The organism is Streptomyces sp. CA-181903, assembly GCF_050937075.1.
Classification (GTDB): domain Bacteria; phylum Actinomycetota; class Actinomycetes; order Streptomycetales; family Streptomycetaceae; genus Streptomyces.
In genome coordinates this window covers 6,342,354-6,358,099 of sequence record NZ_JBNJLY010000001.1, presented here as the reverse complement: position 1 = coordinate 6,358,099, position 15,746 = coordinate 6,342,354, and the positions used below count along the sequence as shown (strand labels likewise).

Here is a 15,746-nt window from a genome sequence, read left to right as displayed (position 1 = left end):
GTCAGTCCCGGTTGCCCGAGACGGTCTCGCGGACGGCGCGCAGCGACTCCTTGAGCGAGCCCATGGTCGCCAGCACGGCTGTGGGCTCGTAGCCGCAGTGCGCCATGCAGTTGGCGCACCGCGGGTCCTTGCCGCGGCCGTACTTGTCCCAGTCGGTCTCCTCGACCAGCTGCCGGTAGGTGGGTACGTACCCGTCGCTCATCAGGTAGCAGGGGCGCTGCCAGCCGAAGAGCGAGTAGTTGGGGATGGCCCAGGCGGTGCAGGGGAAGTCGGCCTTTCCCTCCAGAAAGTCCAGGAAGAGGGGGCTGTGGTTGAGCCGCCACCGCTTCCGGTTGCCTCCGGAGAACGCCTTGGAGAACAGCTCCCGGGTCTGCTCGACGCCCAGGAAGTGGTCCTGGTCGGGGGCCTTCTCGTAGGCGTAGGCGGGCGAGATCATCATCTCGTCCACCTTCAGGTCGTCGTTGAGGTAGTTGAGGACCTCGACGATGGTCTGCGGGGTGTCGGTGTTGAAGAAGGTCGAGTTGGTGGTGACCCGGAAGCCGCGCCGCTTGGCCTCCTTCATGGCCGCCACCGCCTCGTCGAAGACGCCTTCCTTCGCCACGGACTCGTCGTGCCGCTCGCGCAGCCCGTCGATGTGCACCGCGAACGCGAAGTACGGCGAAGGCGTGAACTTGTCGAGCTTCTTCCGCAGCAGCATCGCGTTGGTGCAGAGGAAGACGTACTTCCTCTTCGCCACCAACTGCCGCACGATCTCGTCGATCTGAGGGTGCATCAGCGGCTCGCCACCAGCGATGGAGACCATCGGCGCGCCGGACTCCAGCACCGCGCCGACCGCCTGCGCCACCGGCATGCGCTGCTTCAGGGTTCCCGCCGGGTGCTGGATCTTGCCGCAGCCCTCGCATTTGAGATTGCAGGCGAAGAGCGGTTCCAGTTCCACGATCAACGGGAACTTCTCCCGCCTGCGCAGCTTCTGTTCAGCGAGATAGGTACCGACGCGGATGGACTGTCGAAGCGGCATTGCCATCTGGCTCACCTCCTGGGGAGCAGCAAAGAACGGTGCCATGCAAAAAAGGCCGGAAGGACGGTGCGCAGCACGCGGAATGCCGATATTCCACCGCGCAGGGTCCCGATGCGGACAAGCTCGTGTTCGGGAGCGTCGACGACCACTCGGACGGCCGCAACCGGGCGCGGACCGGCCCGGACGGCGCTTCTGAGCGTGGCGGCGGACTCCATGTCCACCGCGAGCGCTCCCGAGGCGTGCAGGTCGGATCGTTCCGCCCCGCGCACCACATGGTCGGAACCTACCAGTGGGCCGGTGTGGATGGTCCGCCTGGGTACCACCCGGGCGAGCTCCTTGGCGAGGAGCTCCACACCGGCGCACTCGGTGCGCCCTTCGGCGTCCCGGGTCTCGTCGGCGACGACCAGGTCCCCGGGGTGCATCCCGGGGGCGAGGCCGGCGCAGAAGCCGGTGGCGATCACGGCGGCGTCGGCGAGCGCGGCGTACCTGCCGTCGCCGCCGAGCGCCGCGGTCACGGCACGGTCCGCCGCCTGCGGGCCCATGCCCGTGCGCAGGATGGTGGCGGAGCCCGCCGCGCCGTGCCGGCCGCCGCGCAGGGCGAGGCGCTCGATGCCCAGGGCGCAGGCGACCAGCAGGGGCGCCGCGGGTGGTTCCGTGCCGGGATCCATCATGCCTCCCGGGCAGCGAAGGGTTCGCCGTGCAGGTAGCGGCCGAGGGCCGTGAGCGGGAACACCTGCCGGTACAGGTGGTAGTTGATGGAGAAGTCCCAGGGGAAGCCGGTGCCGGTGAAGTAGGGCTCGTCCCAGGAGCCGTCCGGGAGCTGGGTGTCGGCCAGCCAGGCAACCCCGCGTTCCACGGCGGGGCTGTCCCGCTCCCCCGCCGCCAGCAGGGCCAGCAGGGCCCAGGCGGTCTGGGAGGCGGTGGAGGCGCCGCGGCCCCTCCAGTCGGCGTCCCGGTAGGAGCGGAGGTCCTCGCCCCAGCCGCCGTCGGCGTTCTGGACGCTCTCCAGCCAGGCGACGGCCCGCCGGAGGGCGGGGTGGGAGCCGGGCAGGCCGGCGGCGACGAGCGCGGGGACCACCGCGCCGGTGCCGTAGACGTAGTTGACGCCCCAGCGGCCGAACCAGGCGCCGCACTCCTCCTGTTCGGCGAGCAGCCACTCGACGCCCCCGCGGGCCCGGGGGTCGTGCTGTTTGCCGAGGACGGCCAGCGCCTCCACCACGTGGGCGGTCACGTCCGCGGAGGGCGGGTCGATGACCTCGCCGAAGTCGCAGAACGGGAGCCGGTTGGGGAAGGGGCTGGTGTTGTCGACGTCGAACGCGGCCCACGCGCCGTTCCTCGACCGCATGCCCACGGTCCACCGCATGGCCCGCCGGACGGCCTCCTGGACGCGCGCCGGGTCCGGGTGCCGGACGCGCAGCAGCGCGAGCACCACCTCGGCGGTGTCGTCGACGTCCGGGTAGTTGTCGTTGTGGAACTCGAACGCCCAGGCGCCGGGCTCCAGTCGGGGGCGCCGCACGGACCAGTCGCCGGGGCGCAGGACCTGTTCGTCGAGCATCCAGTCGGCGGCCTTGACCAGCGCCGGGTGGTCGGGGGCGAGGCCCGCGTCGGCGAGGGCGATGGTGGCCAGGCAGGTGTCCCAGACCGGGGACTGGCACGCCTCGATCATCCGGACCGGCTCGCCGTCGGCGTCCTCGTGCCAGACGGCGAAGCGGTCCAGCGACTTCAGGCCGGCGCGCAGCACCGGGTGGTCCAGGTCGTAGCCGAGGAGGTGGAGGGCGATGACGGAGTAGACGGCCGGGGGCTGGATGCCGCCCCAGCAGCCGTCGTTCTCCTGGCGTTCGACGATCCAGCGGGCGGCGGCGTTGAGCGCCGCGCGGCGCAGCGGGCGGACGGCGACCCTGCGGTAGGCGTGCAGCGCCTTGTCGAGGCGCTGGAAGAAGCCGTCCCAGGTGGCGGCCGGCGCGGGCGGGCGCGGCGGGTTGGGGCGGCGCGGGTCGGTGTGCAGCTCGTCGAGGGCGAACGGCGCGGGCCGTACGGGCCGGTGGGCACCGACGACGGTGAGGGGCACGATGGTCTGCCGGGCCCAGCAGGCGAAGTCGTAGATGTTCAGCGGCATCCACTTGGGGAGGAACATGATCTCCGGAGGCATCTCCGGGAGGTCCTCCCACTTCCACCAGCCGAAGAGGGCCAGCCAGATGCGGGTGAAGACCCGGGTGGCGGCGATGCCGCCGCGCTCGCGGACCCAGGCGGAGGCGGCGGCCATGTGCGGGGCGTCCGGGGCGTCCCCGGCGAGCCGCAGGGCGACGTACGCCTCGACGGTGGCGGACAGCTCACCGGGCCCGCCGTGGAAGGTTGCCCAGGTGCCGTCGGGCCGCTGCTGGGAGCGGATCCAGCGGGCGGCGGCGCCGGTGGTGCGGTCGTCCCCGATCCCCAGGAACTGACGGAGCATCAGGTCCTCGGCGTCCATGGTGACGTTGGTCTCCAGGTCGCCCTTCCACCATCCCTGCTCGTTCTGGTGGGACAGGAGGTAATCGGTCGCCCGGGCGGTGGCCCGCCCGGCGGCGGCGCGGACGGCGGCCGGTGCTCCGCCGGCCGCCTCCTCCTTCACTTCTGTCACAGCGGTGGCGCTGTGACCGGCCTCGGCCGCACGGGGCAGAAGTGCCCCGGCGCCGTCGGTCGTCGCTGTCATGGTTTCCCCTAATGCAGTGAGTTGCTTCTCTGCCGTACTGCCGTACCTGGGGTTTCCGTCGACCGACGCGAGCAGCGCACCGGCCGGCGACCGCGATGGCTAGTTCGGGTGAATACTCATCATCTCTTTCGTACTACAACGAAGTCCGACAGCGCGACGAGACGGGCCCGGATATCTGACGGGATGTCAACTCCGTCCAGCGCCTCGATCGCCGTCGCGTGCTGCCGGCGGGCCTCCTGGGAGGTCCACTCCCGGCCGCCGGCCTCCTCGATCAACGCCGCGCGGCTGGCGAATTCTTCCTCGTCGAAGTCGGCGAGCTGGGAATCCGTCAGCTTGGCGTCCTCGGCCAGGATGGTCGCGAGCCGCTCGGAGGCCGGCCCGCCCGCCGCCAGCGCGGCCACGACCGGCAGCGACTTCTTGCGCTGCCGCAGATCGCTCCAGGTCTGCTTGCCGGTGGCCTCCGGGTCGCCCCAGATGCCGAGCAGGTCGTCGACCGCCTGGAAGGCGAGGCCCATGTGGTAGCCGTACGCCTCCAGGACGTCGGCCGTACGGTCGTCGGCGCCGCCGAGCACCGCGCCGATGGAGGCGGCGCAGGCCAGCAGGGCGCCGGTCTTGTTGCCCTCCATCTCCAGGCACTCCGCCACGGTGACCCGCTCGCGGTGCTCGTAGGAGATGTCCTGGGCCTGGCCGTCGATCAGCTTGCGGGTCGCGGTGGTCAGCCGGCGGGTGGCCCGACCGGCCTCGGCCGTCCCCAGCTCCAGCAGCACCTCGTTCGCGAGCGCGAAGAGGGCGTCGCCGACGAGGATCGCCTGCGCCGGACCGTGCACCTTCCAGACGGTGTCGCGGTGCCGGCGCTGCTCGTCGCCGTCCATCAGGTCGTCGTGCAGCAGCGAGAAGTTGTGCACGAGCTCCACGGCCACCGCCCCCGGCACGCCCGTCTCCGGGGCGGCGCCGGCGGCCTCGGCCGAGAGCAGGGCCAGGGCGGGGCGGACGGCCTTGCCGCTGTCGCCGTCCGTCGGCCGCCCGTCGACGTCGATCCAGCCGAAGTGGTAGGCGGCCACGGTGTCCATCGGTGCCGCGAGCCGGTTGACGGCGGCACGCAACACCGGCGCGGCGAGCGTCCGTCCGCGCTCCAACAGGGCGCTGACGTCGCCGGTATCGCAGGCTGGGATCGCCGAAGTCACGGTCTCTCCTCTGGTGATCGTGCTCACGCGCGCCCCGTTCGGGGGGCGGGCGCCTGGGGGGCTCGCTGGGTCATACCGCCTCCCGCACGGGGCTGCGATAGGTCCGGCCGAGCCCGGAGAGGGCCGCGTCCGCGGCGTTGAGACCACTGCGCACGGCGCCCTCCATGGTCGCGGGCCAGCCGGTTGCGGTCCACGCGCCGGCCAGGAACAGGCCGGGCGCGTCGGTCCGGACGCCCGGCCGCAGCCGGCCGACGCCCGGTGTGGGGGCGAACGTCGCTGTCCGCTCCCGGGTCACGAAGAAGTCCCGCACGCCGGCGCCGCGGGCGGCCGGCAACAGCCGCTCCAGCTCGGGCAGGTAGCGCGCCCGCAGCTCGGCGACCGGCCGGTCGATGTCGTCCTGCGCGGCCGACTGGGAGACCGCCAGGTACTGGCCGGTCGCGGTGCGGTCCGCCAGTCCGGAGGAGTGCGTCCGGTCGAAGACCCACTGCACGGGACTGCCGAGCGCCGTGAAGAACGGCTGCCGCAGGACTTTGCGATCATAAATCACATGCAGGTTGAGGATCGGCGCGGTGCCGATCTCCAGCAGCCGCCCGGCGTCGGGCAGCGCGCCGTCCGGCAGCAGGGCGTGCGTCTCGCGCTGCGGGACGGCGAGCACCACGGCGTCGGCGTCCAGCCGCTCGCCGGTGCCGGGGCCGCTCTCGGTCTCCACCCGCCAGCCGCCCGCGTCACCCCGGGCGAGCCCGGTGACGCGGGTGCGCAGCGCGACCCGCACCCCGGCCTTGTCCAGCGCGGCGCGGGCCCGGGTGTCGTGCAGCTCGCCCAGCGGCACGCTCGCCCAGCCGATGTCGGCGGCGCCGGGCTCGGAGAGCAGCCCGGTCTTGAAGACCTTGGCGGCCAGCCCCAGCGACGCCTGGTCGGCGGTGGCGTTCAGCGTGGCGACGCCCACCAGGTCCCAGAGCGCCTCGACGGTACGGGCCGACTGGCCGTGGCGGTGCAGCCAGCCGGCGAAGTCGACGTCGTCCAGCGCCGGGTCGGCGGGGTCGAGCCCGCGCAGTGCCAGCGCGGCGCGCCCGACGCTCATCCGCTCGGCGAACGACAGGTGCGGGTACGTGGCCAGACTGGCGGCCAGGTGCAGCGGGACCGGCAGCGCGGCCCGGCGCAGCCGGCCCAGCCGCGGGCGCCCGGAGCGGTGGCCGACGTCCAGGACGGGGACGTCGAGGCGGTCCTGCACGGTGGCGAGGTGGCCGGCGTCGATCCGGTCGAGGAACCAGCGGTAGGCGGTGCAGCAGCGCAGGAAGACGTGCTGGCCGTTGTCGACGGTCAGCTCCCCGCGCCGGAACGAGAAGGCGAGGCCGCCCAGCCGGGGGCGGCCCTCCAGCAGCGTGACCCGAAGGCCGGCGGCGGCGAGTTCGAGCGCCGCGGTGACCCCGGCGAGCCCGCCGCCGACCACCACGGCCGCCGACCCGCCGGGGCCGCCGGCCCTGCCGGCGGGTACGGCGGGTGCGTCCGTCTCCGTCATGCTCCCACCCTTCTGGCTGCTGTCGGGGACGCGTCCGCGCCGTCGGAGGTTGCGCCCATGATCCGGGCCTTGGCGTCCGGCCCGCCGGTGCGGGCGGGGCTCATCAAGCGCGCCCCCTGGCGGTCTGCCGGTGGACGCTGCGCGCGTCGTAACCGGACAGCCCGCGGACGGCCACCAGGGCCTTCTCCCGGCCGGGCAGCGAGACCCGGCCGCGCAGCACGGCCTGCGGGGTCTCGGCGATGCGGTCGAGCAGCCGGCGGTAGATGCCGGACATCGCGGCGACGCAGGCGCCGCTGCGCCGGTCGAGCATCGGCAGCAGCCGCATGCCCTCGGCGAACAGCGCGCGGGCGCGCCGGACCTCGAAGGCCACCAGGCCGGTGAAGTCGGCGCCCTCCGGCGGGACGGCGGAGCCGAACCCGGCCGAGCAGCCGAACTTGGCGAGGTCGTCGGAGGGGAGGTAGGTACGGCCGTTGGCCGCGTCCTCCCGGACGTCACGCAGGATGTTGGTGAGCTGGAGCGCCAGCCCCAGCGTATTGGCGTACTCGGGGGCGCGTTCGGTATCCCGCGCGCCGGGCACGGTGCCGAACACGCCGAGCGAGAGCCTTCCGATCGACCCCGCGACACAGCGGCAGTACACCGCCAGGTCGTCCCAGGTCTCGTAGGTCTCGCCGCGAACGTCCATCTGAACGCCGTCGATCAGTTCGTCGAGCGCGCCGAGCGGAATGGGAAAGCGCCGGGCGGCGTGCGCCAGGGCGACGGCCACCGGATCGGTGTCGTCCTCCTCGACGTCGCCGTCCCTTATCCGGCCCAGCACGGCGCGCGTCTCCTCCAGCCGGAGCCGCTTTGACTCGATGTCCAGCGGCCCGTCCCCGATGTCGTCGACCCGCCGGGAGAAGGCGTAGAGCGCGGACATGGCCCGTCGCTTGGCGGTCGGCAGCAGCCTGATCCCATAGCTGAAGTTGCCGGCCTGCTGTCCGGTGACGGCCTCGCAGTAGCTGTACGCGGCGAGTACCGGTGCGGACGCGTGTGGCGTTCCGATCACGGTCCCGCTCACCCCTCTCTTCGCAGTGTCGCCCCCACCTCGCGCAGCAGGCTGAGCTTGGTGGGCTTGGGCGGTCCGGGGAGTACGTCGTGTCCCGCGGCGGCGACCGCCCGGAGCGCGGCCCTCCCCCGCCCACGAACCCCGCGAGCAACAGCTTCAGCCTGCCGTGGACGCTACCCACCAGGGGGGTCCCTTCATTCAGCAGGCACCGGGCGCGTTCCGCCTCGAACGCGACCAGGGCGCGCACCGACGCGCCCGCACTGGGCCGCGCGAGGTCGGCCTCGCCCACCCGGAAACGATCCATGTCCTCGGCCGGGAGGTAGATCCTGTCACGTGCCAGGTCCTCGGCCACGTCCTGGAGGTGCTCGACGATCTGGAGCGCCGTGCAGACCGCGTCCGAGCGGCGGATCCGCTCGGGGCTGGCCGTCCCGGTGACCCCGAGGACGAGCCGTCCGACGGGGTTCGCCGACAGCTCGCAGTAGGCGACCAGATCGCCGTAGGTGGCGTAGCGGCGCACCCGCTGGTCCATCCGGTTGGCCTCGATCAGGCCCAGGAAGGGCTCCGGGGTGAGGCCGTGGCGCCGGACCATCGGCCGGATCCGCCGCAGCAGCGGGTGGCGCGGGCCCGTGCCGTGGTCGGCGAAGACCCGTCGCAGGTCGGCCTCGAAGGCGTCGAGCATGGCGAGCCGGTCGTCCGCCTGCTCGCGGTCGAGGCCCAGCAGCTCGGCGTCGCGCCCGCCGGGGGCCACGTCGCCGTCGCCGATGTCGTCGACCAGCCGCGCGTACCCGTAGATCGCCATGAGGTCGTCACGCCGGGCGCGCGGCAGGAAGAACGGCGCGACCGGGAAGTTCTCGTGCGCGGCCTTGTCGAGCACGGCACGCGAATGCGCGTCCGTCCCCGCGGTCATCGCGGGCTGCCCGGACCACAGACGGCGTATGCGCCTCTGATCTGGAGAGGCCCCGCAGCCATCACAGCCATCGCCGTCACATCTCCCGTTCTACACTGCCGACCCAGAACATCCTATTTCGGACACGCCGCAGCGCGGCCACCTGCCCTGCTCCCCCGTGAGCCGCCCCTGAAACGCCCCCGGTGCCCGGCACCGCCGGGCGCCTCCCTGGCACAGCACGCTACAGCGTACGCCGTACAAGCACGCGGTCTTCGCCGAGGTCCGTGCTTGATCCATACAATGCCACGCCCCGCCGGGCCGTCCCAGCCAATATGCGCGTCCATGTCATTTTCCGACGCGGAAACGGAGAAGGGCCTCCCGCCGCGCGGTCGCGGCGGGAGGCCCGATTCCGCCCTCAGCGGGCGGTCTCCTTCTCATAGGCCCGGACGACCTCGTCCGTCGGGCCGTCCATCAGCAGCTCGCCGCGTTCCAGCCAGAGGACCCGGTCGCAGGTGTCCCGGATCGAGCGGTTGTTGTGGCTGACCAGGAAGACCGTGCCGGCCTCCTGGCGCAGCTCGCGCACCCGCGCCTCCGAGCGCTTCTGGAAGGACCGGTCACCGGTGGCCAAAGCCTCGTCGATCATCAGCACGTCGTGCTTCTTCGCCGCGGCGATGGAGAAGCGCAGCCGGGCCGCCATGCCCGACGAGTACGTCCGCATCGGCAGCGTGATGAAGTCGCCCTTCTCGTTGATGCCGGAGAAGTCGACGATGCCCTGGTAGCGCTCGCGGATCTCCTCGTGGGTCATGCCCATCGCGAGGCCGCCGAGGATGACGTTCCGCTCGCCGGTGAGGTCGTTCATCATCGCGGCGTTGACGCCCAGCAGGGACGGCTGGCCGTCGGTGTAGACCTTGCCGCGCTCGGTGGGCAGCAGCCCGGCGATGGCCTTCAGCAGCGTGGACTTGCCCGAGCCGTTGGAGCCGATCAGGCCGATGGCCTGGCCGCGGTACGCGGTGAAGCTCACACCCTTGACGGCGTGCACCTCCCGCACCCCGGCGCCCGGGGAGCGCTTGACGATCCGGTTGAGCGCGGCGGTGGCGCTGCCCCGGCCGGTGTTGCCGCCGTAGACGCGGTAGACGATGTGCACGTCGTCCGCGATCACGGTGGGGATGCGGGCCCCGTCGGGGGCGGTGCTCTGCTCAGCCACGGCCGTACTGCTCCTCAGCCTTCCAGAAGTACACGAAGCCCCCGAGGCCGACCAGGACGGCCCAGCCGACGGCCAGCAGCCACACGTGCGACGGCAGGGTGATGTGCTTGCTCGCCGCGTGACTGGTGATCAGCGAGGACCGCATGAGGTCGATGTAGACCGCGGCCGGGTTGGCGCTCAGCACGTCGACGAGCCAGCCGGGCGCGTGCGCCTTCTTCAGCGCCTCGACCATGTTGTACATCACACCGGACGCGTACAGCCACGTCCGCAGGATGAACGGCAGGAGCTGGGCCAGGTCCGGGGTCTTGCTGCCCAGCCGGGCCAGGACCAGCGACAGGCCGGTGTTGAAGACGAACTGCAGCACCAGCACCGGCACGATCAGCAGCCAGGACAGCGCCGGCATATGACCGAAACCGATCAGGAACACAAAGACCACGCACATCGAGAACAGCAGCTGCTGGAGCTGCTGCAGTGCGAAGGAGATCGGCAGCGCGGCCCGCGGGAAGTGCAGGGCGCGCACCAGCCCCAGGTTGCCCGAGATGGCCCTGACCCCGGAGAGCGCCGAGCTCTGGGTGAAGGTGAAGACGAACACGCCCGTCACCAGGAAGGGGATGTAGGTGCCCATCCCCATGCCCTTGCTCTGCTGCATCAGCAAGCCGAAGATCAGCAGGTAGACCATGGCGTTCAGCAGGGGCGTGGCGACGTGCCAGAGCTGCCCCAGCTTGGCCTTGCTGTACTGGGCCGTCATCTTGGCCCGGGAGAAGGCAAGGATGAAGTGCCGCCGGTCCCACAGCTGCCGGGCGTACTCCGGCAGCGACGGGCGGGCGCCGCTCACCGACAGGCCGTACTTCCTGGCCAGCTCGGCGGCCGACAGCCCCTCGTCGGGTGATGGTGCAGCACTCATGGCGACCGCACTGCCGTGCGTTGTCTCGCTCACTGTTGACACTTTCGTCCTCAAGGTGCGCTGCCGGGGACGGTCCCCCGGCAGCGCCCGATGCTCTCAGACAAGAGCTTGTCAGATCACCGGCGGGCGACCCAGCCGGGTCAGGCGCCACACGGTACGCCACTTCATGGGCCGGCGCGGACCGCACGGCGTCGTCCAGCCCTCCTTGAAGCCGCCGAACCAGGCGCGGAGCGCCGGCATCGAGGGCTTCCTGGCCAGGGTGAGCAGCATCCACACCCCGAGGTAGACCGGGACGAGGAGGGCGGGCAGGTTGCGGCGGGCCAGCCAGACCCGGTTGCGGGCCACCATGCGGTGGTAGACCGCGTGCCGGCTGGGGGCGGTGGTCGGGTGGTGCAGGACCATGTCCGCCCGGTAGTCGATCATCCAGCCCGCGTCGAGGGCCCGCCAGGCGAGGTCGGTCTCCTCGTGCGCGTAGAAGAACTCGTCCGGCAGGCAGCCCGCGTCCGCGAACACCCGGGTGCGGGCCGCGTTGGCGCCGCCCAGGAAGGTCGTCACCCGGGAGGAGCGCATCGGGTCCGAGGCGCGCAGCCGGGGGACGTGCCGGCGCTGGGTGACGCCGGTGTCCGGGTCGGCGATCCGGAAGCTGATGATGCCCAGCTTCGGGTCGGCCTCGAACGCGCGGCGGCAGAGCTCCGCCGTGTCCTGGTTCGGCAGGAGGCCGTCGTCGTCCAGGAAGAGGAGGACGTCGACGTCGCGTCCGGCCGGGCCGAACGCCTCGATGCCGACGTTGCGGCCGGCCGGGATGCCGACGTTCTCGGGCAGCTCGACGGTCCGCACGGCCAGCCCGGGGACGTGCACCTCGGGCAGCGGCGCGCCGTTGCCCACGATGACGACCTCGATCGGGTCGCCGTCCTGCTTGGCGACCGACTCCAGCAGCGCGCGCAGCTCGGCGGGGCGGTTGCCCATGGTGAGGACGACCGCGCCGACCTTCAGGCCCCGGGCGCTCATCGCAGCCTGCTGGAGGCGAGGATGGACACGAGGTGCAGCAGCGTCTGCAGGACGGCGATGCCGGCGAGGACGGCGGTGCCGAGGCGGGTGAAGAAGAGGTCGCCCCGGGCCTGGTCCAGGATCGCGAGGAGCACGATCAGCAGCGACGCCTCGATGCCGAGGATCAGCCGGTGGAACTGCAGCGCCGCGGCGGCCTTGCGGGCCAGGGCCATGCCGGAGGAACGCGGCTCGGCCGCGGCCTCCTTGACCGGCGGCATGCCGTTCTGGTGGCGGGCGACGCCGACGAGGTCGGTCTCCGCCTTGATCAGGACGGCGCCGAGCGCGGCGAGCGTGCCGAGGAAGGCCCACAGCCAGTCGATGCGGCCGCCGCCCCAGAGGTCGGCGGCGCGCAGGCCGAGGCCGAGGAGGACGGCGGCGTCGCACAGGTAGGCGCCGACCCGGTCCAGGTAGACCCCGGACATCGAGTACTGCTTCTTCCAGCGGGCGATCTCGCCGTCGACGCAGTCCAGCAGCAGGTAGAGCTGGACGGCGACGGCGCCGAGCACGGCGCCCGCGATCCCGGGCACCAGCAGGGCCGGGGCCGCGAGGACGCCCGCGACGGTCATCAGGTAGGTGAGCTGGTTGGGCGTCACACGGGTGTTCACCAGGTGGCGGTCCACCCGCAGCGAGATCTCCCGCATGTACAGGCGGCCGGCCCAGTGCTCACCGCTGCGCCGGTCCTTCACCCCCGCGGGGTGGACGACCGGCCGGAGTTCAGCGACTGACGGTTTCTGCATAGTCGGCGTATGCGTCCCTGATCTGGTCGGTGGTGAGGGCGAGGTGCTCCAGGATGGTGAACCGCCCGGGCCGGGTCTGCGGAGCGAACTCCACGGCGCGGACGAACTCGTCCTCGGTGAACCCGATGTCGCCGGGGAGCACGGGCAGGTCGTGCCGGCGCAGGGCCTCGACCATCAGCGCGGACTCCTCGCGGGCACCGCGGAGGTGCATGGCGAAGGCGGCACCGAGGCCGCACTGCTCGCCGTGCGGGGCGGCGCGCTTGGGGTAGAGCAGGTCGAAGGCGTGGTTGATCTCGTGGCAGGCGCCGGAGGCCGGGCGGCTGTCGCCGGCCACGGACATCGAGATGCCGGTGAGCACGAGGCCCTCGGCGAGCACCTGGAGGAACCCGTCGTCGTCGACGTTGCCGGGGTGGCGCAGCACGGCCTCGCCGGCCTGCCGGGCCAGCGCGGCGGCCAGGCCGTCGATGTCCTCGCCGCGCACCCGGTTGGCCAGCTCCCAGTCCGCGACGGCGGAGATGTTGGAGATGGCGTCGCCGATGCCCGAGCGGACGTAGCGGCCGGGGGCCTGGCGGATGACGTCGAGGTCGATGACGACGGCGATGGGGTTGGGCACGCCGTACGAGCCGCGGCCCGCGTCGTTGTCGAGGGTGGCGACCGGCGAGCAGAGACCGTCGTGGGAGAGGTTCGTGGCCACGGCGACCAGCGGCAGGCCGATGCGCGCGGCGGCGAACTTCGCACAGTCGATGATCTTGCCGCCGCCCAGGCCCACGACGGCGTCGTAGTGGCCCGACTTCATGGCGTCGGCCAGCTTGATGGCGTCGTCGAGGGTGCCGCCGCCGACCTCGTACCAGGTGGCGCCGGGCAGCGCCGGGGCGAGCCGCTTGCGCAGCGCCGCCCCGGAGCCGCCGCTGATCGCGACGGCGAGCTTGCCGGAGCTGGAGATCCGCTGGTCCGCGAGGACCATGGCGAGATCGTCCAGGGCCCCGGCCCGGATGTCGACGACGACCGGCGAGGGGATGAGCCTCGTCAGTACTGGCACGCGATCTCCCGGCCCTTGGCGAGGTCGTCGTGGTTGTCGATCTCGACCCACTTGACGTCACCGATCGGCGCGGTGTCGATCTTGAAGCCGCGGTTGACGAGCTCCTGGTAGCCGTCCTCGTAGTAGAGGTCGGGGTCCTTCTCGAACGTGGTCTTGAGGGCGTCGGCGAGCTCGGCGCCGGCCTCGGCCTCGATCAGGGTGACGCCGATGTACTCGCCGGTCGCGGTGGCCGGGTCCATCAGCTTGGTGATGCGCTGGACGCCCTTCTCGGGGTCCACGATGACCTTCATCTCCTCGTCGGCGAGGTTCTTCACCGTGTCGAGGGCGAGGATGATCTTCTGGCCGTTGCCACGGGCGTCGAGCAGGGTCTTCTCGACGGAGACCGGGTGCACGGTGTCGCCGTTGGCGAGGATCACGCCGCGGCCGAGGACGTCACGGGCGCACCACAGGGAGTAGGCGTTGTTCCACTCCTCGGCCTTGTCGTTGTCGATCAGGGTGAGCTTGAGGCCGTACTTCTCCTCCAGCGCCGCCTGCCGCGCGTACACGGCCTCCTTGCGGTAACCGACGACGATCGCGACCTCGGTCAGACCGACCTCCGCGAAGTTGGCCAGGGTGAGGTCGAGGACGGTCGTCTCGCCGTCCACGGGCACCAGGGCCTTGGGGAGGGTGTCGGTGTAGGGGCGCAGACGGCGTCCGGCGCCGGCTGCCAGCACGAGGCCGATCATGCGGGTTCTCCTGTTTCGTCGTGTACTGCGGGCGCCCCGGAGGACACCCAGAAGCGGATGCTCTCGATGAGCACCGCGAGGGCGATGCCGGCCGTGAGGGCCGTCAGCGCGATCGTGAAGCCTTGGCCCTGCCACAGGACGGCGGCGACGGTGACCGCCAGGGCCCGTCCCTCGTGGCCGCCGATCATCCGGACCAGCCAGTGCGGGGGCGCGCCGGTGCCGCCGCGGATGCGGTACACCGTGTCGTAGTGATGGTAGGCGACCGCGGCGACCAGTCCGAACGCCGCGGGAAGCGCTCCGTCGAGGTCCGAGCGCGCGGCCAGGATCAGGATCGCCAGGTATTCGGCGGCCCGGAGGACGGGCGGGAGCAGCCAGTCGAGGGGCCCTTGAGGGGGCCGGCGACGGCGAGGCCGGCGAGGATCGCGTAGACGGCGGCGCCGGCGACGCCCAGGGGGCTGCCGAAGGGCTTGACCAGCAGCGGGACCAGCAGCGCGGCGGTGGCGACGAGGCCCAGCAGCGGGACGGTCGCGGCGCCCTTGACGCGGGCGATCCTGGAGACGGTCTCGGCGACCGGGCCGGAGTCGGTGAGCTCGTACAGCGCGCGGGCGGCGCGGTCGGTGCGGCGGGCCTTCCGTGTCACCGAGCGCAGGACGCGGCCCGCGGTGGTGTAGCAGGCGGCGAAGGCGCAGCCGATCAGCAGCACGATGAAGACGATCCGCGGGGTGGTGAGCGCGGTGAGGACGGCTATCAGCGCCCAGCGCTCCCCGATCGGCAGGATGATCATGCGGCGGGCCCAGACCGTCCAGCCGACGCTGTCCAGCTTCCCGGAGAGCGCGGCGGTCGGACTGGTGTTCGCCGTGGCGTCGTGGTTGGCCTCGTTGAACGCGAAGTCGACGACGTGCCGGCAGGTCTGGAGGACCATCGCGCCGAGCGCCAGCGCCCAGACGTCCTCGCCGCCGCGGGCGGCGCCCAGCGCCAGACCCGCGTAGTAGGCGTACTCCTTGGCCCGGTCGAAGGTGGCGTCGAGCCACGCGCCGAGCGTGGAGTACTGGAGCGAGTAGCGGGCGAGCTGGCCGTCGGTGCAGTCGAGCACGAACGAGAAGAGGAGCAGCAGGCCGGCGGCGACGAAGCCGGGGCGGGTGCCGGTCGCCGCGCAGGCCGCCGCGATCAGTGCCGTCAGCAGCGAGGCGGTCGTCACCTGATTGGGGGTGAATCCGCGCCGGGCGCACCAGCGGGCGAGGTAACGGGAGTACGGGCTGATGCAGAAGGTGGTGAAGAAACCGTCGCGGGACTTCACCGCGCCGCGCAGCCGGACGGCCTCGTCGTCGGTGGCCGCGACGGCCGCCTCGGCGTGCGCCCGGGCCGGGGCGTCCGGGGGGACGTCGGCGACGAGCACGCCCAGCTCGGGGCGGTGGACGGCGACGCCGTGCGCCTCCAGGCCGGCGGCCAGGGCGTCCGGCAGGACGTCCCGCGGGGAGGCGGGGACGGCGGACGAGCCGGCGTAGGCGCTCACCCGGTGCCGGCCGTCGGCGAGCGCGACGACGTCCCGCAGCGCGGCCCGGGCCTCGGGCCGCACCGTCAGGGCGCCGTGCACGGCGGCGGCGGGGAAGCGGGGGTCGGTCAGCACGAGCCGGAGGCTGTGGAGGTGCCCGACGAAGCGGTGGTCGACGAGGGCGAGCCGGGCGTGGGCCGGAGCGGCCGCCAGCGCGGCGGACACCTCGGCGGCGTCGGCCGCCACGCGCACGTCGAAGC

General features: G+C 72.4%; 12 protein-coding genes and 2 pseudogenes. All 14 read right to left on the bottom strand.

What is annotated here, in order from left to right; all coding sequences use genetic code 11:
- Window position 1: 1 nt before the first annotated feature.
- The 14 genes and pseudogenes from hpnH to ACQEVS_RS28205 all read right to left on the bottom strand — a co-directional run bounded on the left by hpnH (window position 2) and on the right by ACQEVS_RS28205 (window position 15,738).
- Complete coding sequence (gene hpnH, locus ACQEVS_RS28270; RefSeq protein ID WP_433024874.1) at window positions 2–1,024, bottom strand: adenosyl-hopene transferase HpnH; 1,023 nt, start codon at window positions 1,022–1,024, stop codon at window positions 2–4.
- A gap of 5 nt (window positions 1,025–1,029) precedes the next feature.
- Window positions 1,030–1,686 carry a 1-hydroxy-2-methyl-2-butenyl 4-diphosphate reductase gene (locus ACQEVS_RS28265; RefSeq protein WP_433024871.1) on the bottom strand — a complete coding sequence of 219 codons (657 nt, stop codon included), beginning with the start codon at window positions 1,684–1,686 and terminating at the stop codon, window positions 1,030–1,032.
- Window positions 1,686–3,707 (bottom strand): squalene--hopene cyclase, encoded by a 2,022-nt coding sequence (gene shc / locus ACQEVS_RS28260; RefSeq protein WP_433024868.1) that lies wholly within the window; start codon window positions 3,705–3,707, stop codon window positions 1,686–1,688. Before shc ends, ACQEVS_RS28265 begins: the two co-directional genes overlap by 1 nt.
- A 119-nt stretch (window positions 3,708–3,826) precedes the next feature.
- Entirely contained in the window at window positions 3,827–4,891 is a 1,065-nt protein-coding gene (locus ACQEVS_RS28255; protein WP_433024865.1) for a polyprenyl synthetase family protein, read from the bottom strand.
- A 70-nt stretch (window positions 4,892–4,961) separates the two neighbouring features.
- The gene (gene hpnE, locus ACQEVS_RS28250) at window positions 4,962–6,410 is read right to left on the bottom strand and encodes a hydroxysqualene dehydroxylase HpnE (protein WP_433024862.1); all 1,449 of its coding nucleotides are present in this window, start codon (window positions 6,408–6,410) and stop codon (window positions 4,962–4,964) included.
- 103 nt (window positions 6,411–6,513) lie between these two features.
- Entirely contained in the window at window positions 6,514–7,464 is a 951-nt protein-coding gene (hpnD, locus tag ACQEVS_RS28245; RefSeq protein WP_433024859.1) for a presqualene diphosphate synthase HpnD, read from the bottom strand.
- Window positions 7,461–8,359, bottom strand: a pseudogene (gene hpnC / locus ACQEVS_RS28240) (squalene synthase HpnC). The gene hpnD and the pseudogene hpnC overlap by 4 nt, the downstream one beginning before the upstream one ends.
- A 394-nt stretch (window positions 8,360–8,753) precedes the next feature.
- Window positions 8,754–9,542 (bottom strand): ABC transporter ATP-binding protein, encoded by a 789-nt coding sequence (locus tag ACQEVS_RS28235; RefSeq protein WP_433024856.1) that lies wholly within the window; start codon window positions 9,540–9,542, stop codon window positions 8,754–8,756.
- A complete protein-coding gene (locus ACQEVS_RS28230; protein ID WP_433024853.1) occupies window positions 9,535–10,479 on the bottom strand; it encodes an ABC transporter permease in 945 nt (314 codons plus the stop codon). The genes ACQEVS_RS28235 and ACQEVS_RS28230 overlap by 8 nt, the downstream gene beginning before the upstream one ends.
- 78 nt (window positions 10,480–10,557) lie before the next feature.
- Window positions 10,558–11,454 (bottom strand): glycosyltransferase family 2 protein, encoded by an 897-nt coding sequence (locus ACQEVS_RS28225; protein ID WP_433024849.1) that lies wholly within the window; start codon window positions 11,452–11,454, stop codon window positions 10,558–10,560.
- Window positions 11,451–12,230 (bottom strand): CDP-alcohol phosphatidyltransferase family protein, encoded by a 780-nt coding sequence (locus ACQEVS_RS28220; protein WP_398275620.1) that lies wholly within the window; start codon window positions 12,228–12,230, stop codon window positions 11,451–11,453. Before ACQEVS_RS28220 ends, ACQEVS_RS28225 begins: the two co-directional genes overlap by 4 nt.
- The gene (locus tag ACQEVS_RS28215; protein ID WP_433024845.1) at window positions 12,208–13,269 is read right to left on the bottom strand and encodes an iron-containing alcohol dehydrogenase family protein; all 1,062 of its coding nucleotides are present in this window, start codon (window positions 13,267–13,269) and stop codon (window positions 12,208–12,210) included. The genes ACQEVS_RS28220 and ACQEVS_RS28215 overlap by 23 nt, the downstream gene beginning before the upstream one ends.
- A complete protein-coding gene (locus ACQEVS_RS28210; protein WP_433024842.1) occupies window positions 13,257–13,994 on the bottom strand; it encodes a sugar phosphate nucleotidyltransferase in 738 nt (245 codons plus the stop codon). Before ACQEVS_RS28210 ends, ACQEVS_RS28215 begins: the two co-directional genes overlap by 13 nt.
- Window positions 13,991–15,738 (bottom strand): annotated as a pseudogene (locus tag ACQEVS_RS28205) (DUF5941 domain-containing protein). The gene ACQEVS_RS28210 and the pseudogene ACQEVS_RS28205 overlap by 4 nt, the downstream one beginning before the upstream one ends.
- Window positions 15,739–15,746: the final 8 nt, after the last annotated feature.